At 66.8% G+C, this 21,010-nt stretch carries 21 protein-coding genes; 8 read left to right on the plus strand and 13 right to left on the minus strand.

Annotation, left to right across the window (positions count from 1 at the left end; translation table 11 throughout):
• Positions 1 to 56 precede the first annotated feature (56 nt).
• The 5 genes from SD196_RS06340 to SD196_RS06360 form a co-directional block, all read right to left on the minus strand.
• A complete protein-coding gene (locus SD196_RS06340) occupies positions 57 to 686 on the minus strand; it encodes a potassium channel family protein (RefSeq protein ID WP_275610518.1) in 630 nt (209 codons plus the stop codon).
• A gap of 70 nt (positions 687 to 756) precedes the next feature.
• A complete protein-coding gene (gene mmsB / locus SD196_RS06345) occupies positions 757 to 1,641 on the minus strand; it encodes a 3-hydroxyisobutyrate dehydrogenase (RefSeq protein ID WP_275610519.1) in 885 nt (294 codons plus the stop codon).
• 179 nt (positions 1,642 to 1,820) lie between these two features.
• Positions 1,821 to 2,924 (minus strand): enoyl-CoA hydratase/isomerase family protein, encoded by a 1,104-nt coding sequence (locus tag SD196_RS06350; protein WP_416311189.1) that lies wholly within the window; start codon positions 2,922 to 2,924, stop codon positions 1,821 to 1,823.
• Between the two features lie 10 nt (positions 2,925 to 2,934).
• Positions 2,935 to 3,753 carry an enoyl-CoA hydratase gene (locus tag SD196_RS06355; protein WP_275610521.1) on the minus strand — a complete coding sequence of 273 codons (819 nt, stop codon included), beginning with the start codon at positions 3,751 to 3,753 and terminating at the stop codon, positions 2,935 to 2,937.
• A gap of 237 nt (positions 3,754 to 3,990) precedes the next feature.
• Positions 3,991 to 5,154, minus strand: coding sequence for an isobutyryl-CoA dehydrogenase (locus tag SD196_RS06360; RefSeq protein ID WP_331316563.1), 1,164 nt, complete (start codon positions 5,152 to 5,154; stop codon positions 3,991 to 3,993).
• Positions 5,155 to 5,302: 148 nt separating this feature from the next.
• Between SD196_RS06360 and SD196_RS06365 the strand changes: the two genes are divergently transcribed.
• Complete coding sequence (locus tag SD196_RS06365; protein ID WP_275610523.1) at positions 5,303 to 6,181, plus strand: AraC family transcriptional regulator; 879 nt, start codon at positions 5,303 to 5,305, stop codon at positions 6,179 to 6,181.
• Positions 6,182 to 6,256: 75 nt separating this feature from the next.
• Positions 6,257 to 6,949: a uracil-DNA glycosylase gene (ung, locus tag SD196_RS06370; RefSeq protein WP_275610524.1), complete on the plus strand. Its 693-nt coding sequence runs from the start codon at positions 6,257 to 6,259 to the stop codon at positions 6,947 to 6,949.
• Between the two features lie 81 nt (positions 6,950 to 7,030).
• Here the strand turns inward: ung and SD196_RS06375 are convergent, their stop codons facing one another.
• The 5 genes from SD196_RS06375 to SD196_RS06395 are packed head-to-tail and all read right to left on the minus strand — an operon-like array spanning position 7,031 to position 12,425.
• Positions 7,031 to 8,074, minus strand: a complete 1,044-nt coding sequence (locus SD196_RS06375; RefSeq protein WP_275610525.1) for an AbrB family transcriptional regulator — start codon at positions 8,072 to 8,074, stop codon at positions 7,031 to 7,033.
• Entirely contained in the window at positions 8,067 to 9,584 is a 1,518-nt protein-coding gene (locus SD196_RS06380; RefSeq protein WP_416311190.1) for a tripartite tricarboxylate transporter permease, read from the minus strand. The genes SD196_RS06375 and SD196_RS06380 overlap by 8 nt, the downstream gene beginning before the upstream one ends.
• Before the next feature lie 10 nt (positions 9,585 to 9,594).
• Positions 9,595 to 10,062 carry a tripartite tricarboxylate transporter TctB family protein gene (locus tag SD196_RS06385; RefSeq protein WP_275610527.1) on the minus strand — a complete coding sequence of 156 codons (468 nt, stop codon included), beginning with the start codon at positions 10,060 to 10,062 and terminating at the stop codon, positions 9,595 to 9,597.
• A 54-nt stretch (positions 10,063 to 10,116) separates the two neighbouring features.
• On the minus strand, positions 10,117 to 11,094 hold the full coding sequence (locus SD196_RS06390; protein ID WP_275610528.1) for a Bug family tripartite tricarboxylate transporter substrate binding protein: 978 nt from the start codon (positions 11,092 to 11,094) through the stop codon (positions 10,117 to 10,119).
• Positions 11,095 to 11,123: 29 nt separating this feature from the next.
• Positions 11,124 to 12,425 carry an OprD family porin gene (locus SD196_RS06395; RefSeq protein WP_416311191.1) on the minus strand — a complete coding sequence of 434 codons (1,302 nt, stop codon included), beginning with the start codon at positions 12,423 to 12,425 and terminating at the stop codon, positions 11,124 to 11,126.
• A gap of 216 nt (positions 12,426 to 12,641) precedes the next feature.
• On the opposite strand from SD196_RS06395, the gene SD196_RS06400 reads away from it, so the two are divergent.
• Entirely contained in the window at positions 12,642 to 13,313 is a 672-nt protein-coding gene (locus SD196_RS06400) for a response regulator (RefSeq protein WP_275610530.1), read from the plus strand.
• Positions 13,306 to 14,715 carry a sensor histidine kinase gene (locus SD196_RS06405; protein WP_370600853.1) on the plus strand — a complete coding sequence of 470 codons (1,410 nt, stop codon included), beginning with the start codon at positions 13,306 to 13,308 and terminating at the stop codon, positions 14,713 to 14,715. Before SD196_RS06400 ends, SD196_RS06405 begins: the two co-directional genes overlap by 8 nt.
• Before the next feature lie 219 nt (positions 14,716 to 14,934).
• Here the strand turns inward: SD196_RS06405 and SD196_RS06410 are convergent, their stop codons facing one another.
• Together SD196_RS06410 and SD196_RS06415 are read right to left on the minus strand one after the other, a co-directional pair.
• Complete coding sequence (locus tag SD196_RS06410; protein WP_275610532.1) at positions 14,935 to 15,771, minus strand: HDOD domain-containing protein; 837 nt, start codon at positions 15,769 to 15,771, stop codon at positions 14,935 to 14,937.
• 168 nt (positions 15,772 to 15,939) lie between these two features.
• Positions 15,940 to 16,881, minus strand: a complete 942-nt coding sequence (locus SD196_RS06415; RefSeq protein WP_343574452.1) for a YgfZ/GcvT domain-containing protein — start codon at positions 16,879 to 16,881, stop codon at positions 15,940 to 15,942.
• Positions 16,882 to 17,051: 170 nt separating this feature from the next.
• On the opposite strand from SD196_RS06415, the gene SD196_RS06420 reads away from it, so the two are divergent.
• Positions 17,052 to 17,306: a succinate dehydrogenase assembly factor 2 gene (locus SD196_RS06420; RefSeq protein ID WP_275610534.1), complete on the plus strand. Its 255-nt coding sequence runs from the start codon at positions 17,052 to 17,054 to the stop codon at positions 17,304 to 17,306.
• Complete coding sequence (locus SD196_RS06425; protein WP_416311192.1) at positions 17,290 to 17,742, plus strand: protein YgfX; 453 nt, start codon at positions 17,290 to 17,292, stop codon at positions 17,740 to 17,742. Before SD196_RS06420 ends, SD196_RS06425 begins: the two co-directional genes overlap by 17 nt.
• Here SD196_RS06425 and nadB read toward each other — a convergent pair.
• Complete coding sequence (nadB, locus tag SD196_RS06430) at positions 17,711 to 19,327, minus strand: L-aspartate oxidase (RefSeq protein WP_275610536.1); 1,617 nt, start codon at positions 19,325 to 19,327, stop codon at positions 17,711 to 17,713. The genes SD196_RS06425 and nadB overlap by 32 nt on opposite strands.
• Before the next feature lie 459 nt (positions 19,328 to 19,786).
• Between nadB and rpoE the strand changes: the two genes are divergently transcribed.
• The gene (gene rpoE / locus SD196_RS06435; RefSeq protein ID WP_015476086.1) at positions 19,787 to 20,371 is read left to right on the plus strand and encodes an RNA polymerase sigma factor RpoE; all 585 of its coding nucleotides are present in this window, start codon (positions 19,787 to 19,789) and stop codon (positions 20,369 to 20,371) included.
• 32 nt (positions 20,372 to 20,403) lie between these two features.
• Complete coding sequence (locus SD196_RS06440) at positions 20,404 to 20,991, plus strand: sigma-E factor negative regulatory protein (RefSeq protein WP_275610537.1); 588 nt, start codon at positions 20,404 to 20,406, stop codon at positions 20,989 to 20,991.
• Positions 20,992 to 21,010 lie beyond the last annotated feature (19 nt).

Raw genomic sequence — 21,010 nt, forward strand, 5'->3', positions numbered from 1 at the left:
GGCGGGCGGCGATAAAGCCGGGCAGGCGGCATGCACTCGTAAGCCTGGCTTAATAATCAGTCCTTGATGTCGTCGTTCATCAGGCTCAGTCCCCGGGCCACGGCCAGGGCGATGAACAGTGCGCCCATGATCGCTTCGCTACCCGCCAGCAGGCGCGCCAGGGGCAGGGTCGGGGCGATGTCGCCGTAGCCGATGGTGGTCAGCGTGATCATGCTCAGGTAGATGAAGCTGTCCAGGTGCAAGGGGCCGTTGCCGGTGAAGCTGTGCGGCCAGATCTGCTCGATCATGTTGTAGGCGAAGGCGAACACCAGCACGAAGTTCAGGTACAGCGAACACAGGCCATAAAGCAGTTCCGCGGTGACCGGGCGCTCCCGGGTGACGCGGCGGAACAGCGCCGCCACCATCAGCAAGTAGAAGCACATCTGTGGAATGCCCTGGTGTAGCCAGGGGCGCAGAGACCAGTCGCCGGGGATGAACAGCATTCCCAGGCTGACGATGCCGGCCAGGCTGACGACCACGAACAGCGGGCTGCGGTTGCGCAGGGAGTTGAGCGAAGCCAGCACCATCAGGACCAGGCTGCCGAGCTCCAGGGGCAGGGGCGGCGAAGGGAAGGCCAGCACCGCCATGACCAGCACGATGCTGCCCAGCAGCAGGCGGAAGCGGTAGTGCAGCAGGAAGCGTTTCAAGGTGACGAGGCCCGGGAGTCGAGGGTGCGCCAGTCTGGTTGAAAACGCTGTCTGTCCGCCATGCCGGTCCTTAGGAATCGAAGAGTTTCTGTACCACCGAGAAGTCCTGCTCACCATGGCCCTGCTTGACCAGCAGGCGATACAGCGCAAGTGCCAGGCTGCCCATCGGTGTGCTGTTGCCGCTGACCTGGGCGGTTTCCTGGGCGAGTCCGAGGTCCTTGGTCATCAGCGAGGCCATGAAGCCACCAGTGTAGCCGCGCGCGGCGGGTGCGTTCTCCATCACCCCAGGCCACGGGTTGTACACCTCCAGCGCCCAGTTGCCGCCGGAGCTGCGGCGCATGATTTCCGACAGCACCACCGGGTCGAGCCCGTTGGCGGCGCCCAGGGCGAGGGACTCGGCGGTGCCGATCATCAGCACGGCGAGCAACTGGTTGTTGCACACCTTGGCCACCTGTCCCGCGCCGTCGCCGCCGGCGTGGAAAATGTTGCGGCCCATGGCGGAGAACACCGGGCGGGCGCGTTCGAGCACCTCGGCGTCGCCGCCGACCATGAAGGTCAGGGTGCCGGCCACGGCCCCGCCGGTGCCGCCGGAGACCGGCGCATCGAGCATCGGGATGCCGCGCTCGGCGGCGGCCTGGTGGACCTTGCGCGCGGAGGCGGGGGCGATGGTGGAGCATTCCAGCACCAGGGTGCCGGGAGTGATATGCGTCAGCAGGCCTTCGGCGCCCAGGTAGAGCCCCTCGACGTGCTGGCTGGCCGGCAGCATGGTGATCACCAGGTCGGCGCCGTCGACCGCGTCATGGGCGCTGCGCGCCGCGCTGGCGCCCTGGGCGACCAGGCCGTCGATGGCGCTCTGCACCAGGTCGAACACGCGCAGCAGGTAGCCGGCCTTGATCAGGTTGGCGGCCATGGGGGCGCCCATGTGGCCGAGGCCGATGAAGGCGATGGTTTGCATGCTGGTTTCCTCCTGTTGGACCACAGGCACTCCAGCGCTTTTGCTCTTCGTAGGAGCGAGCGTGCTCGCGAACAGCCCCGCAGCGGGGGTGGGTTTGCGAGGCCGAATCCGTTCCCGACGGATTTCGGCATTTCCCACATCCCTGTGGGTCACAAGCTCGCTCCTACAGGGGAAGGGACCTAGAGATCCGCCAGCGGATGCTCGCCCTCCCAGGTCGCGTCGAAGTGCGCATTCACCACTGCATCAGGTATGGCAGCGATATCCGGCCAGTGCCAGTGCGGGGCGTTGTCCTTGTCGATCAGCCGGGCGCGCACGCCTTCTGGGAATTCCGGGTGGCGGCAGCAGTTCAGGCTCATCGCGTACTCCATGCGGAACACCTCGGCCGTCGACAGATGGCGCGCGCGACGAATCTGTTCCCAGACCAGGCGGGCCGTCAGCGGGCAGCCGGACACCAGGGTCTTCGCGCCCTTGGCGATCAACGCATCGCTGTCCTCGGTGAGCGGGGCCAGCGCGTGCCAGGCCTCCACCACATTGGCGCAGTCCAGCAGCGCATCGATGCGTTCGCGGCGAGGCAGCAACTGGGCTTGCGGCAGTTCCCCGCGGACTTCGTGCTCCAGCGCCTGGAGCAGGCTGTGCAACTGCACGGCGGGCTGTTCGCGCCAGTTCAGCTGCACCAGGCCTTCGATCAGGTCGTCCTGCTGGGTGTCGAGCAGGAAGCGGTCGGCCAGGTCCAGGTCCAATGCGTCGCGGGCGTTCATCTGCGTGGCGGTCAGCCCGAGGAACAGGCCGAGGCGGCCGGGCAGGCGGGCGAGGAACCAGCTGGCGCCGACATCCGGGTACAGGCCGATGCTGATTTCCGGCATGGCCAGGCGGGTGGACGGGGTGACGATGCGTACCCCGGCGCCCTGCATCAGCCCCATGCCGCCGCCCATCACGTAGCCGTGGGCCCAGCAGATCAGCGGTTTGCCGTAGCTGTGGATGAGGTAGTCCAGGCGGTATTCGTCGGCGAAGAAGCGGCGGGCGAGGGTAGGCACCCCGCCGGGCTGCTCGCGGCAGGCGTCGACCAGCTTGCGCACGTCGCCGCCGGCGCAGAAGGCCTTGCCGCCATTGCCGCGCAGTACTACGCAGGCGATCTGCGGGTCGTTCTGCCAGACGCCCAGCTGATGGCTCAGCGCTTCGATCATCGGCAGGCTCAGGGCGTTCAGGCTCTTCTCGGCGTCGAGGGTGGCGATACCAATGCGAAAGCCGTGCAGGCCGGGGCGCTCTTCGAACATCACGTTCATGGTCAGTCCCTTACTGGTTGCGCCAATGCGGCTCGCGTTTTTCCAGGAAGGCGTTGACGCCTTCGCGGGTGTCGTCGGCATCGAACAGATCGACGAAGCGCTCGCGCTCTTCCGGCAGCCAGGTGGTCGGGCCGCGTTCGCGGGCGCCCTGGATCAGCGGTTTGATGGTGCGTACCGCGACCGGGCTCTGGCGGGCGACCTTGGCCGCCAGCAGCAGGGCGGTGCCGCGCGCTTCGCCGGTATCCACCACCTGCTCGACCAGGCCGATGCGCAGCGCGGTGTCGGCGTCGACGCGCTCGCCGCAGAGGATCATGCGCTTGGCCCAGCCTTCGCCCACCAGCCAGGGCAACGCCTGGGTGCCGCCGGCGCAGGGCAACAGGCCCACGGCGGCTTCCGGCAGGGCCATCTGCGCCTGGCGCTCGGCGATGCGGATGTCGCAGGCCAGGGCGCATTCCAGGCCGCCGCCCATGGCGTAGCCGTTGATCGCGGCGATGGACACGCCACGGAAGTCGCGCAGCGCCTCGAAGGCTTCGCCGAAGCGGCGGGCCATCTCGCGGGCACGGGCCTTGTCGCCGTCGGCGAACATGTTCAGGTCGGCGCCGGCGGAGAAGAATTTCGGGCCCTGGCCGGTCACCACCAGGGCGTAGATGTCATCGTCGCGGTTGAGGTGCTCGATCACTTGGCGCAGGCCGATCAGCGAGTCGCGGTCCCAGGTGTTGGCTGGCGGATGATTGATGGTGATCAGCGCGGTGTGGCCGTGCTTTTCCACGGTCAGCTTGTGGGTCAGGTCGAAGACTCCGGGCTTGTAGGGCTCGAGGGCGTTGCTCATGGGCATCTCCTTGTCGGTGCCGCCGGCGGGCGGACGTATGTGCCTGGACTCTAGGCGCGCGCGATGGCGCGCGTCCATGTCCTATCTGTTCGATTGCGTCCGCGTGGGCGGGCGGTTTTTCCAGTGCGGCAGTTGTGTGCTTTTCGTAGGAGCGAGCTTGCTCGCGAACCAACCCCGCTGCGGAGACTGTTCGCGAGCAATAACGACGGCGTCCCCCTCGCTCCTACAGGAAAGGCGTCAGAGCAGGCGATCCAGCATTCCACCCTGTTCCAGCAGGCGGCGGGCGACGATCACCCGCATGATCTCGTTGGTGCCCTCCAGGATCTGGTGCACGCGGCTGTCGCGCACCCAGCGCTCCAGCGGGTAGTCATTGAGGTAGCCGTAGCCGCCGTGCAGTTGCAGCGCCTCGTTGCACAGGGCGAAGCAGCGGTCGGTGGCGAAGCGTTTGGCCATGGCGCAGTACAGGGTCGCCTCGCCGTCCTTGTGGTCCAGCTTGTGGGCGGCCAGGCGCACCATCTGCCGGCTGGCGGTGAGGTCGGTGAGCATGTCGGCGAGCTTGAACTGCAGCGCCTGGAACTCGGCCAGCGCCTTGCCGAACTGCTTGCGCTCCTCGACGTAGCGCAGCGACTGCTCCAGCGCCGCCTGGGCCGCGCCCAGGGAGCAGCTGGCGATGTTCAGGCGGCCGCCGTCCAGGCCTTTCATGGCATAGACGAAGCCCTGCCCTTCCGGGCCGATGCGGTTGCCCGCCGGGATGCGCACGCCCTCGAAGGTGATGGTGCGGGTCGGCTGGGCCTTCCAGCCCATCTTGTCCTCGTTGCGGCCGTAGCGGATGCCCTCGGCGTTGGCCGGCACCAGGAAGCAGGAGATGCCCTTGGCGCCGTCCACTCCGGTGCGTGCCATGACGATCAGCACGTCGGTACTGCCGGCGCCGGAAATGAAGGTCTTGGCCCCGTCCAGCACGTACTCATCGCCGTCGCGGCGGGCGCGGGTGCGCAGGTGCGCGGCGTCGGAGCCGGCGTCCGGCTCGGTGAGGCAATAGGAGGCCAGGTGCTCGCCGCCGATCATCCCCGCTAGCCACTGATCCTTGAGCGCGGCGTCGCCGAAGCTGGCGAGCATCCAGGTGGCCATGTTGTGGATGGTGATGTAGGCGGTGGTGGCGACGCAGCCGGCGGCCAGCTGCTCGAAGATCAGCGAGGCGGACAGCCGCGACAGCCCCAGGCCGCCATCCTCCTCGGCGATGTAGAGGCCCAGGTAGCCCTGCTCGGCGGCGCGGCGGATCACCTCCACCGGGAAGTGGTGCTGGCGGTCCCAGTCGGCGGCGTGGGGGGCCAGTTCGCGGCTGGCGAAGGCGCGGGCGCTGTCTACCAGCAGGCGTTGTTCTTCGGACAGATCGAAATGCATGCAGCTACCTCGGATTGTTCTTGTCGGCCACATCGTCGCGCGGTGCGCGAATTTTCATCGGTTATAGCCGTTGCGTGGACGGCTGTGGATTGACGATCTTGCTCGGGGGATGGACGATCTTGGCATTCACGAGCGCGGAATCCTCGCCATGTCCCGTCCCCTCACCTCATCCTGGCCGCTGCCCCAGCAGGGCGTTCGCTTCATCACGCCGCCGCGTCTGCGCCGGGCGTTGGACCGTCATCCACTGGGCCAGGCCTGCTATCCACTGGCGCTGGGCTATTACCCGGCGGCGGTGGGGCACCGCATGGAGCGGGAGAATCCGGACGATCACCTGTTGATCTACTGCAGCGCCGGCCACGGCTGGCTGGAAACAGCGGATGGACGATTCGAGGTTGCTGGTGGTGATCTGCTGGTGCTGCCCAAGGGCCGCGCCCATGCCTATGGCGCCGATGCGCAGCGGCCCTGGTCGATCTTCTGGGTGCACCTGGATGGCCGGCTGGCAGAGGAGTTCCTGCGTCCGCTGGGCAAGTCGCCGCGCTTGCGGGTTGGGGTGCAGCCTCGTCTGCTCGGCGAATTCGATGCACTGCTGGCGTTGCGCCGGCAGGGCCTGAGCCTGCCGCACTTCATCCACGCCGCGCACTTGTTGCAGAGCCTGCTGACCTCCCTGGCCCTGCGCCCGGTGCGGGCGCGGCTGAAGTCCGGGCGCGTGCTGGATGTGGAAGCAGTGCAGGCCCTGATGCGCGAACACCTGCATGACGCGCTGAACCTCGACGAACTGGCCGCGCAGTTCCGCCTGTCGCGATTTCACTTCGCCAAGACCTACCGGGCGCTGACCGGGCAGGCGCCGATCCAGGACTTCATCCGCCTGAAGATGACCCACGCCTGTCGCCTGCTCGACCAGGGCAACCTGGAAGTGCGCCAGGTCGCCGAGCAACTGGGTTACGCCGATGCCTATTACTTCTCGCGGCTGTTCAAGCGCGTGGTGGGCATGGCGCCCAGTCATTACCGGGCGCTGCATACGGGCTAGTCCCGGCGCGCGGCGCCTTGACTTGACCGGGGCGCTTGCTTAGCGTGCCGGTTCGTTTTACCAGGCAGACGCACCATGACGAATGAAGATCGGATCAAGCTGGAAGCCAGCTGGAAGGAAGCCCTCCACGAGGAGTTCGAGAAGCCCTACATGAAGCAGCTGGGCGAGTTCCTCCGCGCGGAAAAGGCCGCCGGCAAGGTGATCTTCCCGCCCGGTCCGCTGATCTTCAATGCGTTGAACACCACGCCGCTGGACCATGTGAAGGTGGTGATCATCGGCCAGGACCCCTACCACGGTCCCGGCCAGGCCCACGGCCTGTGCTTCTCGGTACAGCCGGGCGTGCCGACGCCGCCGTCGCTGCAGAACATCTATAAGGAGCTGCAGCGCGACCTCAACCTGCCGATCCCCAACCACGGCTATCTGCAGCATTGGGCCGAGCAGGGCGTGCTGCTGCTCAACACCTCACTCACCGTCGAGCAGGCCCGCGCCGGCTCCCACGCCCAGGCCGGCTGGCAGCTGTTCACCGACAAGGTGATCGAGGTGGTCAGTCAGCGCTGCGAGAACCTGGTGTTCCTGCTCTGGGGCTCCCATGCGCAGAGCAAGCAGAAGCTGATCGACGCGCAGAAGCACCTGGTCCTCAAGTCGGCGCACCCCTCGCCGCTGTCGGCCTACCGGGGCTTCCTCGGCAACGGACATTTCAGCCGCACCAACAAGTTCCTCGAACAGCACGGCCTGGCGCCCATCGACTGGTCGCTGCCGCCGGTCTGACGGCGCGCCCGCAAAAAAAGAGGCCCGCACGAGGCGGGCCTGGAGAAATCGCCGGAGAACTCAATCCGGCGAGCGTGGCACTTACTCCGTTGCCTCGGCGCGACGTTGCCAGAGACGGAAACAGGGTTCGGCGAGGAACAGCACCAGCAGCAGGCGCAGTACCTGCAGTGCCGTCACCAGTGGTACCGAGAGTTGCAGCGCCTCGGCGGTCAGGCTCAGCTCGGCGATGCCGCCGGGCATCATGCCGAGCATCAGTGACTGGTGATCCAGCGGCCCGAGCCAGCCGATCAGCTCCGCCACCAGCGCCGCCGCCAGCATCATCCACAGGGTGCAGGCCAGGCTGCGGCCGATGAAGGCCGGGGCATTGCGGAAGAAACTGCGATTGAAATGACAGCCCAGCGCGCTGCCGATCAACCATTGGCCCAGGGAGCTGCTGCCCGCTGGCAGGCCGATCTGCAGATCGGCGGCGATGGCGGCGACGGCGCTGACCAGCAGCGGCCCGAGCAGCCAGGGATTGGGTTGGCGCAGCTTCTGCAGGACCAGTGCGACCACGGCGCCAGCCGGCAGCAGCAGGGCCAGCCAGCCCCAGCTGACAGTAACGGAGTGCGCGCTTGGCGGCGGGGTATCCAGCAGCCAGGTGAAGGCCGCCGGCACCAGCAGAACCACCAGTAGCAGGCGCAGGCTCTGCGCCGCCGCCACGCGGCTGGACTGCGCGCCGTGGCGCAGGCCGAGGTTGACCATCTCGCTGGCGCCGCCGGGCATGCTGGAGAAGAACGCCGTGGCGCGATCCTCGCCGGCGCGCCGCAGCACGGCGATAGCGGCAAGGCTCGACAAGGTGGTGGCCAGCGCGCCGAGCACCACGATGGCGCCATGTTCGAGCACCTGCTCGACCACCGCCGGGGTGAAGTGCAGGCCGATCCCGGTGCCCACCACCCATTGCCCGGCCTTGCGTGCGCCGGGCACTTCCGCGAGCGGCCAGTCGAGCAGGCAGCGGCTGAGCATCACCGCCAGCAGCGAGCCGATCATCCAGGGCAGCGGCCAGCCGACCAGAGAGGCCAGCCAGCCGCCAAGGGCGCCGATCAGGGGCGTTGCCCAGAACAGGCGCCAGTTCGCCAGCTTATGCATCCGCCAGCTCGACCGTTGCGCGACGGCTGCGCTTGCGCCAGGCGCGGTACAGCGGCAGGCCGAGCATGAGCACCACCAGCGCCCAGGTGCCGAGGGTGATCGGGCTGGACCAGAGGATGCCCAGTTCGCCGTTGGAGATCGACAGCGCGCGGCGCAGGTTCTGCTCCATCAGCCCGCCGAGGATGAAGCCCAGCAGCAGCGGCGAGAGCGGGAAGTCCAACTTTCGCAGGATGTAGCCGAGGATGCCGATGGCGACCATCAGGAACAGGTCGAAGGTGGTGGCATGCACGGCGTACACGCCGATCGCGGTGATGATCGCGATGCCTGGCACCAGCGCCCAGTTCGGCACCGAGAGGATACGGGTGAACACCCGGACCATCGGCACGTTGAGGATGATCAGCATGACGTTGGCGATGAACAGCGAGGCGATCAGGCCCCAGACGATGTTCGGCTGTTCCTGGAACAGCAGCGGGCCGGGGGTGATGTTGTACAGGCTGAGCGCGCCGATCATCACCGCCGTGGTGCCCGAGCCGGGCACGCCGAGGGTCAGCATGGGCACCAGGGCGCCGCACGCCGCGCCGCCGATGGCGGTTTCCGGTGCCGCCAGGCCGCGCATGTCGCCCTTGCCGAACTGGCCCTTGTCGCCGGCCAGCTTCTTCTCGGTCATATAGGCCACGGCGCTGGCCAGCGTCGCGCCTGCGCCGGGCAGTACGCCCATGATGAAGCCCAGCACGCCACAGCGCAGGTTGACCACGAAGACCGAGGCCGCTTCCTTGACGTTGAACAGCATGCGTCCGCTGGCCTCGACCATCTTGTGGCCGTGGTGGGTCTTCTCCAGCAGCAGGAGGATCTCGCTCACCGAGAACAGGCCCAGCACCAGCACCACGAACTGGATGCCGTCGGAAACGTGGATGCTGTCGAAGGTGAAGCGGTACACGCCGCTGTTGGCGTCGATGCCCACGCTGGACAGGAACAGTCCGAGCAGGGCGGCCAGCAGGGTCTTCAGCGGACGGTCACCGGCCAGGCCGCCGAGGGCGACGATGGCGAACACCATCAGCACGAAGTATTCCGCCGGGCCGAAGGCGATCGCCCATTTCGCCAGCAGCGGGGCGAACAGCACCATGCCGCAGGTGGCGATGAAGGCGCCGATGAACGAGCTCCAGGCCGACAGCGACAGGGCCACGCCGGCCAGACCCTTGCGGGCCATGGGGTAGCCGTCGAGGGTGGTCATCACGGTGGAGGCTTCGCCGGGGATGTTCAACAGGATCGAGGAAATCCGCCCGCCGTACTCGCAGCCCAGGTACACGGCGGCCAGCAGGATCAGCGCTGACTCCGGCGGCAGGCCGAGGGCGAAGGCTACCGGGATCAGCAGGGCCACGCCGTTGATCGGACCCAGGCCCGGCAGCAGGCCGACGACGGTGCCGATCAGGGTGCCGATCAGCGCGGTGATGAGGTTGTAGGGCGTCAGGGCGACACCGAAGCCCTGGCCGAGATAACTCAAGGTATCCATGACTCAGTCCTCAGAGCAGGGGTTCGAGGATGCCCAGCGGCAGCGGGACATCCAGGGTGCGGTCGAACAGCAGGTACAGGCCGATGGCGAGCAGCGTCGCGGTGACCACGCTGGCCACCGGGCGGCCGCCGTAGATCAGAGCGATGAAGGTGCCGACCAGGGCGCTGGCCGGGATGAAGCCCAGCGGTTCGAAGAGGCCGGCATAGACCACCAGCAGGGCAACGCAGAGCACCACCTTGGCCAGCAGCGCGCCTTCCAGCGCGGGCTCGTCTTCCTCGCGCTTGATCGGCGTCGGACGGGCGATCAGCCAGGCCAGGCCGGCGGCCATCAGGCCCAGGCAGAGCAGGGGGTAGGCGCGCGGGCCGACCGGTTCGTAGGAGAAGGGCGCCTGGTAGTTCCAGGCGATCAGGGCGAAGGCGACGCAGGCGAGCAGCCAGGCGCCGGCGAACAGCCGCTGGAAGAGGCTGGTTTGCGACATGGGATGACTCCTTGCGTCGGCGACCTTGGGCGGCCGCCGACGCCGCGCGGGGCGTTACTGGATGAGGCCGAACTCGCGGGCGAGCTGCTTATACTGGGTGACCTGCTGCTTCACGTAGGTATCCAGCTCCGGCCCGGTCATGGCGAAGGGGAACAGCTCGCGCTGGTCGCGCAGCTTGGCGAAGTCTTCCGAGGCCAGCAGCTTGTCGAAGGCGCCTTTCCAGAATGCGTAGTCCTCGTCGCTCACCTTCGGGCCGACGTAGAAGCCGCGCACCACCGGCCAGACGATGTCGTAGCCCTGTTCCTTGGCGGTGGGGATGTCGGTCATGCCCTCATCCTTCAGGCGCTCCTCGGCGAATACCGCCAGCAGGCGCATCTTGCCTGCGCGGATGTGTGGCATGGAGTCTGAGATGTCGGTGCTGCCGACCTGGATGTGCCCGCCCAGCAGCGCCGTGGCGATCTCACCGCCGCCTTCCAGGGCGACGTAGCGCAGTTGCTTGGGGTCGATGCCGGCGGCCTTGGCGATCAGCGCGGTCTGCATCCAGTCCTGGCTGCCGACGGTGCCGCCGGAGCCGATCACCACCTTGCTCGGGTCGGCCTTCAGCGCCGCGACCAGATCACCGAGGTTCTTGAACGGCGAGTCCGCCGGCACCGCGATGGCGCCGTAGCTGGTGCCTACCGCCGCCAGCCACTTCACCGCGTTCTCGTCGAAGCGGCCGAACTTGCCCTGGGCCAGGTTCAGCAGCGAGCCGCTGGAGAAGGCGGTGATGGTGTTGCCGTCGGCCGGTCGCTGGGCGACCACCGCGTTGTAGGCCACGGCGCCAACGCCGCCGGGCATGTAGGTGACGCGCATCGGCTTGGACAGCAGCTTCGAATCCATCAGGGCGCTCTGCGCCAGCTTGCAGGTGAGGTCGAAGCCGCCGCCGGGGGAGGCCGGGGCGATACATTCCGGGCGCTTGGGCTCGGCGATCAGGCTACCGGCGAACAGCAGGGTGGCGCCGGCGAGGGTCAGGTTGCGCAGGACGGTGGACATGGGGCAATTCCTCTCTTGTTGTTGTTGGTTTACCAGATCGCCAGGGAGTAGCTGAGGTAGATACGTGTCTCGTCGGCGTCCCGCGCGAAGCTCGAACGGTAGGTGGCGTTGCGCACGCGCACGGCTACGTCCTTGAGCGGGCCGCTCTGGATTACGTACTTGATGTCGGTGTTGCGTTCCCATTCCTTGCCGTGGCCGTCCATGCCATTGATTCTGGCATCGTCGCCGCTGACGTAGCGATTCATCAGGGTCAGGCCGGGAATCCCGAGGCCGGCAAAGTCGAAGTCGTGGCGCAACTGCCAGGAGCGTTCCTCGGCGTCGGCGAAGTCGCCGACCTGCACGAAGTTCACCAGGTACGGGTTGCTGCCGTCGATGTAGGGGAAGGCGGTGTCGCCGTTCATCTGCTGCCAGCCGAGGCTGAGCTTGTTGGCGCCCAGGGCGTAGCCGAGCATGCCGTTGAAGGCGCGGTTGTCGATCTCCCCGCCACGGGCTGCGCCCTGGTCATCGCTGACCGCCAGGCGCAGGTCGGCGCTGAATTTTCCGGGGCCGAGCGGGTAGCTGGCGAGCAGGCCGACGAAGTGCTGACGATAGACGTCGTCCAGGGAGGCGTAGTGGTAGCGGCCAGTGAAGTGGTCGGTGAGTTTGTAGTCGCCGCCGGCCAGGTCGTAGTGGTTGCCTTCGGCGCTGCCGCCGGAAAAGCGCTTGTTCTTGTTGTTCAGCGCCAGGTCCTGCCAGTCGGTGGAGTCGCGGTCCCTGGCCTTCTCCAGGCGGCCGCCGGTGAAGTCGAGGCCGGGCAGGTCGGTGGAGTTGAGCAGGCCGCCTTCGAAGGTCTGCGGGAACAGGCGGCTGTCGTTGGGTTGCAGCGTCGGCAGGTCGGGGATCAGGCTGCCGATCTTCAGCTCCGTCTCGGAGACCTTGAACTTGGCGGTCAGGCCGAGCTTGCTGTACTCATCGGCGGCGCGCCCGTCGTCGTGGGTCGGCAGCAGGCCGGTGCCGGTGCGGTCGGGCGAGGAGTCGAGCTTCAGGCCCAGCATGCTCATGGCGTCGAGGCCGACGCCGATGGTGCCGGGGGTATAGCCGGACTGGAAATCGAGGATGAAGCCCTGCGCCCATTCTTCGCGCTTGGACTGGCCGCTGCCGTCGCGAAAATCACGGTTGAAGTAGATGTTCTGGGTGCTGAGCTTGGCGCTGCTGTCTTCGATGAAACCTGCGGCATCGCACAAGGGGGCGACACCGGCGAAGGCCAGCACGGCGCTCGCGTGGGCAGGGGACAGGCAGGGGAAAAACGGCTTGCGGACAGCCAGTGCAGCCTGGGGCTGGGCAATGGTCATCTGTGGTCTCCGGTTCTTGTTGTTGTCACGAAAGGGCACCACGCCGCCTTTCGCTCTGAGCAGTCTTCGCCGCTTGGGGGCGATGCTAACGGGCTAAGCTTTCACCAGGCTTTCAGTTCCCTTTCGCAGTGTTTTCAGCGAATTTCCCCCATTCACAGGGGCTTGCGGATGGGTAAACTGCCGGCCAAATCCTGTAGCCCCGAGGGGTAGAAGCGCGTGCGAATCCTCCTGGTCGAAGACCATCCCCAACTGGGCGAAAGCGTCGCCCAGGCGCTCAAGGGCGCCGGCTGGACCGTGGACCTGCTGCAGGATGGCGTAGCCGCGGACCTGGCCCTGGCCAGTGAGGATTACGCCCTGGCGATCCTCGATGTCGGCTTGCCGCGGCTGGACGGCTTCCAGGTGCTGGCACGCCTGCGCGAGCGCGGCAAGACCCTTCCGGTGCTGATGCTCACCGCTCGTGGCGAAGTGCGCGATCGCGTCCACGGGTTGAACCTGGGCGCCGACGATTACCTCGCCAAACCTTTCGAGCTGACCGAGCTGGAAGCACGGGTAAAAGCCCTGCTGCGGCGCAGTGTGCTCGGCGGTGAACAGCAGCAGCGCTGTGGCGAGCTGGTCTACGACCTCGGCGCGCGGCGCTTCACCCTGGCCGACCAGGCAATGAACCTGACCTCCCGCGAGCAGGCCGTGCTGGAGGCGCTGATCGCCCGGCCGGGGCGGGTGATGAGCAAGGAGCAACTGGCCGCGCAGGTGTTCGGCTTGGACCAGGACGCCAGCGCCGATGCCATCGAAATCTACGTGCACCGCCTGCGCAAGAAGCTCGAAGGCAGTTCAGTGCGCATCGTCACCTTCCGGGGCCTGGGCTACCTGCTCGAGGCGCAGGATGGTTGAGCCGCGCCGCTGGCGTTACCCCGGCGCCGGCAGCCTGCGTGGCCGGCTGCTCTGGCGGCTGGGTGGGATGTTGCTGGTGCTGCTGCTGATCGGCAGCGCAGTGACCTACTGGCGGGCCCGCCATGCCGCCGACATCGCCTACGACCGCACCCTGCTGGCCTCGGCGCGTGACATCGCCGACGGGCTCTACGCCAGCGACGGCACCCTGCGCGCCAACGTGCCCTATGTGGCGCTGGACAGTTTCGAGTACGACAGCGCTGGTCGCATCTTCTACCAGGTGATCGATCCCCAGGGACGGATGATTTCCGGCTACGAGAGCCTGCCTGCGCCACCGCCGGAGACGCCACGTACCGATGACTACCCGGCGCTGGCCAAGTTCTACGACGCCCAGTACCAGGGGCAGGGCGTGCGGGTGGTCAGCCTGCTGCAGCCGGTCAGCCAGCCGACGGTCAACGGCATGGCGGAAATCCGCGTGGCGGAAACCCTGGGCGCCCGCGAGCGGCTGGCGCGCAACCTGCTCGGCGACACCCTGTTGAACCTGGCGCTGTCGGCCATCGCCGCGCTGCTGATGGTCTGGTACGCGGTGAGCGCCGGCCTGCGCCCGCTGGATCGCCTGCGCGCGGCGGTGGAGGAGCGGCAGCCGGATGACCTGCGGCCGTTGCCGGTGGTGCGGGTGCAGCGTGAGCTGCGTCCGCTGGTGGCGGCGCTCAACCACTTCACCGTGCGCCTGCGTGGGCTGTTCGACCGGCAGTCGCAATTCATCGCCGAGGCCTCGCACGAACTGCGCACGCCGCTGGCGGCGCTCAAGGCGCGGCTGGAACTGGGCCTGCGCGAGCAGGATCCGCAGCAATGGCGTGCCACCCTGGTGGATGCCGTGCAGAACACTGACCGGGTGACCGGGCTGGCGAACCAGCTGCTGTCCCTGGCGCGCGTCGAAAGCGGCGCGCGCGCCATCGCCGAAGGAGCAGGGGAGGACATCGATCTCAGCCAGCTGGCGCGGGAGCTGGGCCTGGCGCTGGCGCCGCTGGCCTATGCGCGGGGTGTCGCGCTGGCGCTGGAGGCGGACGATCCGGTGTGGGTGAAGGGCGATCCGACGCTGCTCAACGAACTGCTCAGCAATCTGGTGGATAACGCCATTGCCCATGCTCCGGCGGACGGCAACGTGATCATCCGCGTACTGTCGCCGGCCGGCCTGGAAGTGGAGGACGACGGTCCGGGGATTCCGTTGGAGGAGCGCGACAAGGTGTTCCGCCGCTTCTACCGCCGCCGCCAGCAGGGCACCGGTCTGGGGTTGGCCATCGTCGGCGAGATCTGCAGCGCGCACCGCGCGCGTATCGAGCTGGCGCAGGGCGAGCTGGGTGGATTGCTGGTGCGGGTGAGCTTTCCGACGGAAAACCTTTGAGCCAGAAACGCGAAACCCGCCGGTAAGGGCGGGTTTTGGGGGGGATATCGTGGACAAGGTCCACTCCTACGAGAGCTGACGCTGCGAAGTCTCAGGCAGGTCCGGCCCCTGTAGGAGCGAGCTTGCTCGCGGACCCGCCTGACAGCGGAGTCGCAGGAAACCCTGGTTCGCGAGCAAGCTCGCTTCTACGAAGAGCAGGAACCTCGCGGGCGTTTCCCGTTACTGCAGCATGCTCATCGCGGCTTCCATCGCCGCCGAGAGGTCTTCGTCTTCCTTGAGGCTGGCGTTGGGGTCCAGGCCGAGCTTGGCGAAGGCCGGGATGCTGCTCCAGTCCAGCTCGGTGAAGGGGTGATTGCTGCCCAGGTAGCTCTGCAGGGTGGCGACCTGGACGATGTCCACATAGTCGACCTTGACCGAGTCGCGGTTGAAGTCCAGGTGCTGGCCCGGCACCGAGGCGATTGGCGCGGGGAAGTCCCAGGCCTTGAGGATGCGGTCGCCGATGATCGGATGGATGCGCTCGATCACATGGTTGAGGCTGATGGAATCGGCCAGCAGTTCGCTGTGCTCCTCGGCGTAGGTGAGGATCGGCAGCGCGCCGATCTGGTGCACCAGGCCGGCGAGGGTGGCCTGGTCTGGCGCCAGTCGGGTGTAGTGACGGCACAGGGCGTGGCAGATGCCGGCGATCTCGGTGCTCTTGTTCCAGACTTCGCGCATCTTGCGGTCGACCACGTCGGAGGTGGCCTGGAACATCTGTTCCATGGCAAGGCCGGTGGCCAGGTTGCAGGTGTAGTTCATGCCCAGGCGGCCGATGGCCATCTGCAGGTCGGTGATTTCCTTGGTGGTGCGCAGCAGCGGGCTGTTCACCACCTTGATGATGCGCGCGGTCAACGCGGCATCGTTGCCAATCACCTTGGAGAGATCCTGGATGCTGCTGTCCGGGTCTTCCGCCGCCTCGCGCACGCGCAGCGCGACTTCCGGCAGCGTTGGCAGCACCAGTTCATCGTTCTCGATGGCCCGCAGCAGATCCTGTTGTACTTTGTCGGCAAGCTTGCTCATGGCACTTCCTGATTGGGTCTGATGACGCTTCTTAGTGAGTCGTGTTGCCGGGCAACCCGTAGGGACGGGCTGCATTTTGCACGGCGGCGCATGACGCGTCGGTTAGGTGGATCACCAAATGGTATTTCTCACACCTAGCCTTGTGCCGGGCTCCCCACCCGGCAGCGTTCAGCGCTGAATCTCGCGGTCGCTGTCCAGGGTGTAGGGCAGGTCCAGCAGTTGCAGGGGCTGGCCTTCGGCCTCGCCCAGGCGTACGCGGCCATCGGTCACGGCGTCGTCCTGCAGCACGGCCAGCAGCTCCACGCCTTGTGCGGCCCGGGCGGCCAGCACCACTTCGCCGACGCTGGTGCTGTGCACCGGCGAGAACAGTTCGCGGCCCGGTTCCGGCAATTCGTCGCCGTCCAGCAGCAGGCGGTGCAGGCGGCGCTTGAGGCGGCCGAGGTACTGCATGCGCGCGACGATTTCCTGGCCGGTGTAGCAGCCTTTCTTGAAGCTCACGCCGCCGACGGCCTGCAGGTTGATCATCTGCGGAATGAACAGCTCGCGGGTACTGCCGAACACCTGGCCAACGCCGGCGCGGACCTGGCCGAGCAGCCAGTCGTTGAGGCTGCCGTGTGCCAGTTGGGCGCCCAGTCGCTCGCGCAGCTCGGTGGCGCGCGACGCCGGTACCCAGAGTTCGACGCGGCCATGGCCGAGACCGATGGCGATCAGACCGTCATGGCGCGCCACCTGATCGGCCTGGCCGTTCAGCGTCAGGCCCAGCTCGGCGAGCAGGGCATCGGCGCCGCAGAGTCCGAAGCGCGTCCACAGGGCGCTGTCGTCCGACAGGCTGGCCTTGGAAAACACGGCGTACTTCTTGAGGTCGGCGAGCTGGCTTTCCAGCAGGTCGCTGGCCATCGCCAGCAGGTAGCCGTCAGCCTCGGCGAGGATGCGGAAGCTGGAGGTCATGCGTCCCTTGGGGGTGCAGCGCGCGCCGAGGCTTGCGGTTTCGGCGTCCAGGTAGCTGAGGTTGCAGGTCAGCTGGCCCTGGAGGAATTTGGCGGCGTCCACGCCGCGCACGGCGAGAATCCCTTCGTGATCGAGTTCGGTGAAGGAAGCGGAGGCAGTCATCACGATTCGCTGGAAGAAAGTTAGGGGCCTCATGATAGAGCCCGGACCGAGGCTTGTCAGCGGGTGCCGGGAGCCGGGCCGCATGCGTATAATGCCGCTCGGCTCGCGCCGGCCCGTGGCGGTGCGAGCGATCCGATGTAATCGCCCGCTGTTATTCGAGGTACCTGCAGATGACCGACGAAATCGAACTCAAACGCCTGTTCTGGCACAGCCGCCGTGGCATGCTGGAGCTGGACGTGCTGCTGGTGCCTTTCGTGCAGGAGGTCTACCCCGGCCTGCCGGCAGAGGACCAGGCACGCTTCCGCAAGCTGCTGGAGTGCGAGGACCAGGACATGTTCGGCTGGTTCATGCAGCGCGGCGAGCCGGAAGATGCCGACCTGCGCCACATCGTTCGCATGATCCTGGACCGTGTCCAGCCGAAGTGACCCCTTCGAATGCCGCTGGCGACCGTCCATCGGGTTGCTGGCGGCCTATCTCGGCGGGCAGTCGCTCGCCGTCCTGGCGTTGCTGCTCGCCGCCATTCCCGTTTCCCTGAGTCTGCTCGGCCTGCTGGCCTGTGCGCTGCACGCGTGGTACGTCCTGTCGCGCCAGGTGCTGCTGCGCTCCGCGGCGTCCGTGCGCGCCTTGCGTCACGGTGCGGAGGGGTGGCAGGTGTGGAGCGAGCGGGATGGCTGGCAGCCGGTGCGGTTGGCGCCGGACAGCCTGGCGCTGCCAGCGCTGGTCGTGCTGCGTTTCCGCCGTCCCGGCCAGTGGCTGGCGCGCAGCGTCTGCGTGCCGGCCGATGCCCTGGCGCCGGATATTCACCGGCGCCTGCGGGTGAGGCTGCGCTTCAGTCGGAATAGGTGGGCGGTGCCAGGATAGTGTCGCGGGCTTCGGGCAGCAGGTCCGGGTAGTCGAGGGTGTAGTGCAGGCCGCGGCTTTCATGGCGCTGCATGGCGGAGTTGATGATCAGCTCGGCCACCTGGGCCAGGTTGCGCAGCTCGATCAGGTCGCGGCTGACCTTGTAGTTCGAGTAGAACTCGTCGATCTCGTCCAGCAGCAGGCGCACGCGATGCTGCGCGCGGGCCAGGCGCTTGTTGGTGCGCACGATACCGACGTAGTCCCACATGAAGCGCCGCAGCTCGTCCCAGTTGTGCGCGATGATCACGTCTTCGTCCGAGTCGGTCACCTGGCTGGCATCCCAGCTGGGGAGGGCGGTGGGGGCGGGCGCACGGGCGAGCTTGTCGACGATGTCGGCGGCAGCGGAGCGTGCGTAGACGAAGCACTCCAGCAGGGAATTGCTCGCCATCCGGTTGGCGCCGTGCAGTCCGGTGAAGGTGGTCTCGCCGATGGCGTAGAGGTTCGGCACGTCGGTGTGGCCGTGCTGGTCGACCAGTACGCCACCGCAGGTGTAGTGCGCCGCGGGCACCACCGGGATCGGCTCGCGGGTGATGTCGATGCCGAAGTCCAGGCAACGCTCGTAGACCGTGGGGAAGTGCTCGCGGATGAACTCGGCCGGCTTGTGGCTGATGTCCAGGTAGACGTAGTCGATACCCAGGCGCTTCATCTCGTGGTCGATGGCGCGGGCCACGACATCGCGCGGCGCCAGTTCGGCGAGGGCATGGAAGCGCTGCATGAAGCGTTCGCCGTTGGGCAGGCGCAGCAGACCGCCTTCGCCGCGCAGGGCTTCGGTGATCAGGAAGCTCTTGGCCTGCGGGTGGTACAGGCAGGTCGGGTGGAACTGGTTGAATTCCAGGTTGCCGACGCGGCAGCCGGCGCGCCAGGCCATGGCGATGCCGTCGCCGGAGTTGCCGTCCGGGTTGCTGGTATAAAGGTAGACTTTGCTGGCGCCGCCGGAGGCGAGCACGGTGAAGCGCGCACCGAAGGTATCGACCTCGCCGGTGTTGCGGTCCAGCACGTAGGCGCCCAGGCAGCGCTGACCCTTCATGCCGAGCTTGCGCTGGGTGATCAGGTCGACCGCGACCCGCTGCGACAGCAGTTCGATGTTCGGCCGTTGCCGCGCCTGTTCCAACAGGGTGTTGAAGATGGCGGCGCCGGTGGCGTCGGCGGCATGGATGATGCGCCGATGGCTGTGGCCGCCTTCGCGGGTCAGGTGGAATTCGAAGCCGCCGTCCTCGCGCCCCGGTTCGTGGTCGCGGGTGAAGGGGACGCCCTGTTCGATCAGCCACTGGATGGCTTCGCGGCTATGCTCGACGGTGAATTTCACGGCGTCTTCGCGGCACAGGCCGGCGCCCGCGACCAGGGTATCCTCGACGTGGGACTCGACGGTGTCGGTGTCGTCCAGCACGGCGGCAACCCCGCCCTGGGCCCAGAAGGTCGAGCCCTGGGACAGTTCACCCTTGCTCAGGACGGCGATGCGCAGGTGCGCCGGCAGCGTCAGGGCGAGCGTCAGGCCAGCGGCCCCGCTGCCGATCACCAATACATCATGCTGGAAGTGCTGACCCATGTCCGGCTCCACCAAAAAGGCGCCCTAGTATATAGAAGGGTGTCACGGCACAATACTGGCGAACCGATGACACCGAAGGCGCCTGCAGCGTACGGCAGTCGCAGGGCGGACTCCAAGGACTCCCGCTCATGCCGTGAAGCCAGGCTCGCCGGCGTTGCATCGAGAGTGACGGATCGTGGCAAATCGCCGGAACTTTTTTAGTCGTTCCGGTTCCAACGCGGAATACCTTAAGTCGCTTTCGCGCAGGCTCGGACTGCGCGGAGAGGGTGCGGGTGTTTCGCCCGATACAGTTGAATTCAACGGGCTTCGGACGCATGTCTGGGTCCGATTGCCGCCAATGTGAAAAAACTGTGCGGCGCATGCTTGGAGGGGAGAACTTTTGCAGACGTCCCGAGTCTATCTTGGCAGGACGATTCACCAGGGTGCTCGAAGCTCCTCCAGGTTCGTAGAGGAGCATTCATGCTAACCCAGGAACAGGATCAACAACTGGTTGAACGGGTACAGCGCGGAGACAAGCGGGCATTCGATCTGCTGGTGCTGAAGTACCAGCACAAGATTCTCGGGCTGATCGTGCGTTTCGTGCATGACGCCCAGGAAGCCCAGGATGTCGCACAGGAAGCATTCATCAAGGCGTATCGCGCCTTGGGTAACTTCCGAGGCGACAGTGCCTTTTATACCTGGCTGTACCGTATTGCCATCAACACCGCGAAGAACCACCTGGTGGCGCGCGGTCGGCGTCCGCCGGACAGCGATGTCACCGCGGAAGACGCGGAGTTTTTCGAGGGCGACCATGCCCTGAAGGACATCGAATCGCCGGAAAGAGCCATGCTGCGGGATGAGATCGAGGAAACAGTCCATCGCACCATTCAGCAGTTGCCCGAGGATCTGCGCACGGCATTGACCCTGCGTGAGTTCGAAGGCTTGAGTTACGAAGATATCGCCACCGTGATGCAGTGTCCGGTGGGAACGGTCCGCTCACGGATCTTCCGTGCGCGGGAAGCGATCGACAAAGCTTTGCAGCCTTTGTTGCATGAAGAAGTCTGAATACAGCGGCAACAGCCAAGAGAGGTACCGCTATGAGTCGTGAAGCCCTGCAGGAGTCGCTGTCCGCTGTCATGGATAACGAAGCGGATGAGCTTGAGCTGCGGCGAGTGCTTGCAGCCTGCGGCGAGGACGCCGAATTGCGGGCCACCTGGTCCCGTTATCAACTGGCCCGTGCCGTGATGCATCGGGAGCCGGCGCTGCCAAAGCTGGATATCGCTGCCGCCGTGTCCGCCGCCCTGGTCGATGAAGCCGCGCCGGCGCCGGTAAAGAGCAATCCGTGGCGCAACGTTGGCCGCCTGGCGGTCGCCGCGTCGGTGACCCTGGCCGTGCTGGCCGGTGTTCGCCTGTACCACCAGGACAGCGGTGTCGCCAACGGCCTGGCCCAGCAGGCCCCCGCCACCCAGCAGATCGCTCTGCCGCAGGTGCAGGGTCCGGCGGTTCTGGCAGGCTACACTCAGGACGAGGCGCCGCAGGTGATCACCAATGCCCGGGGTGGGCAGACCACCTGGCATGAGCAGCGTCTTCCGGGTTACCTGCGCCAACATGCGCAACAGTCCGCCGTAAGCGGCACTGACAGCGCTCTGCCTTACGCACGCGCCGCGAGCCTGGAAAGCCGCTGATTTTGCGACCTTAAGGAGC

Origin of the sequence: Pseudomonas macauensis, from assembly GCF_047902425.1 — a bacterium.
In the GTDB taxonomy this organism is placed as follows: Bacteria; Pseudomonadota; Gammaproteobacteria; order Pseudomonadales; family Pseudomonadaceae; genus Pseudomonas.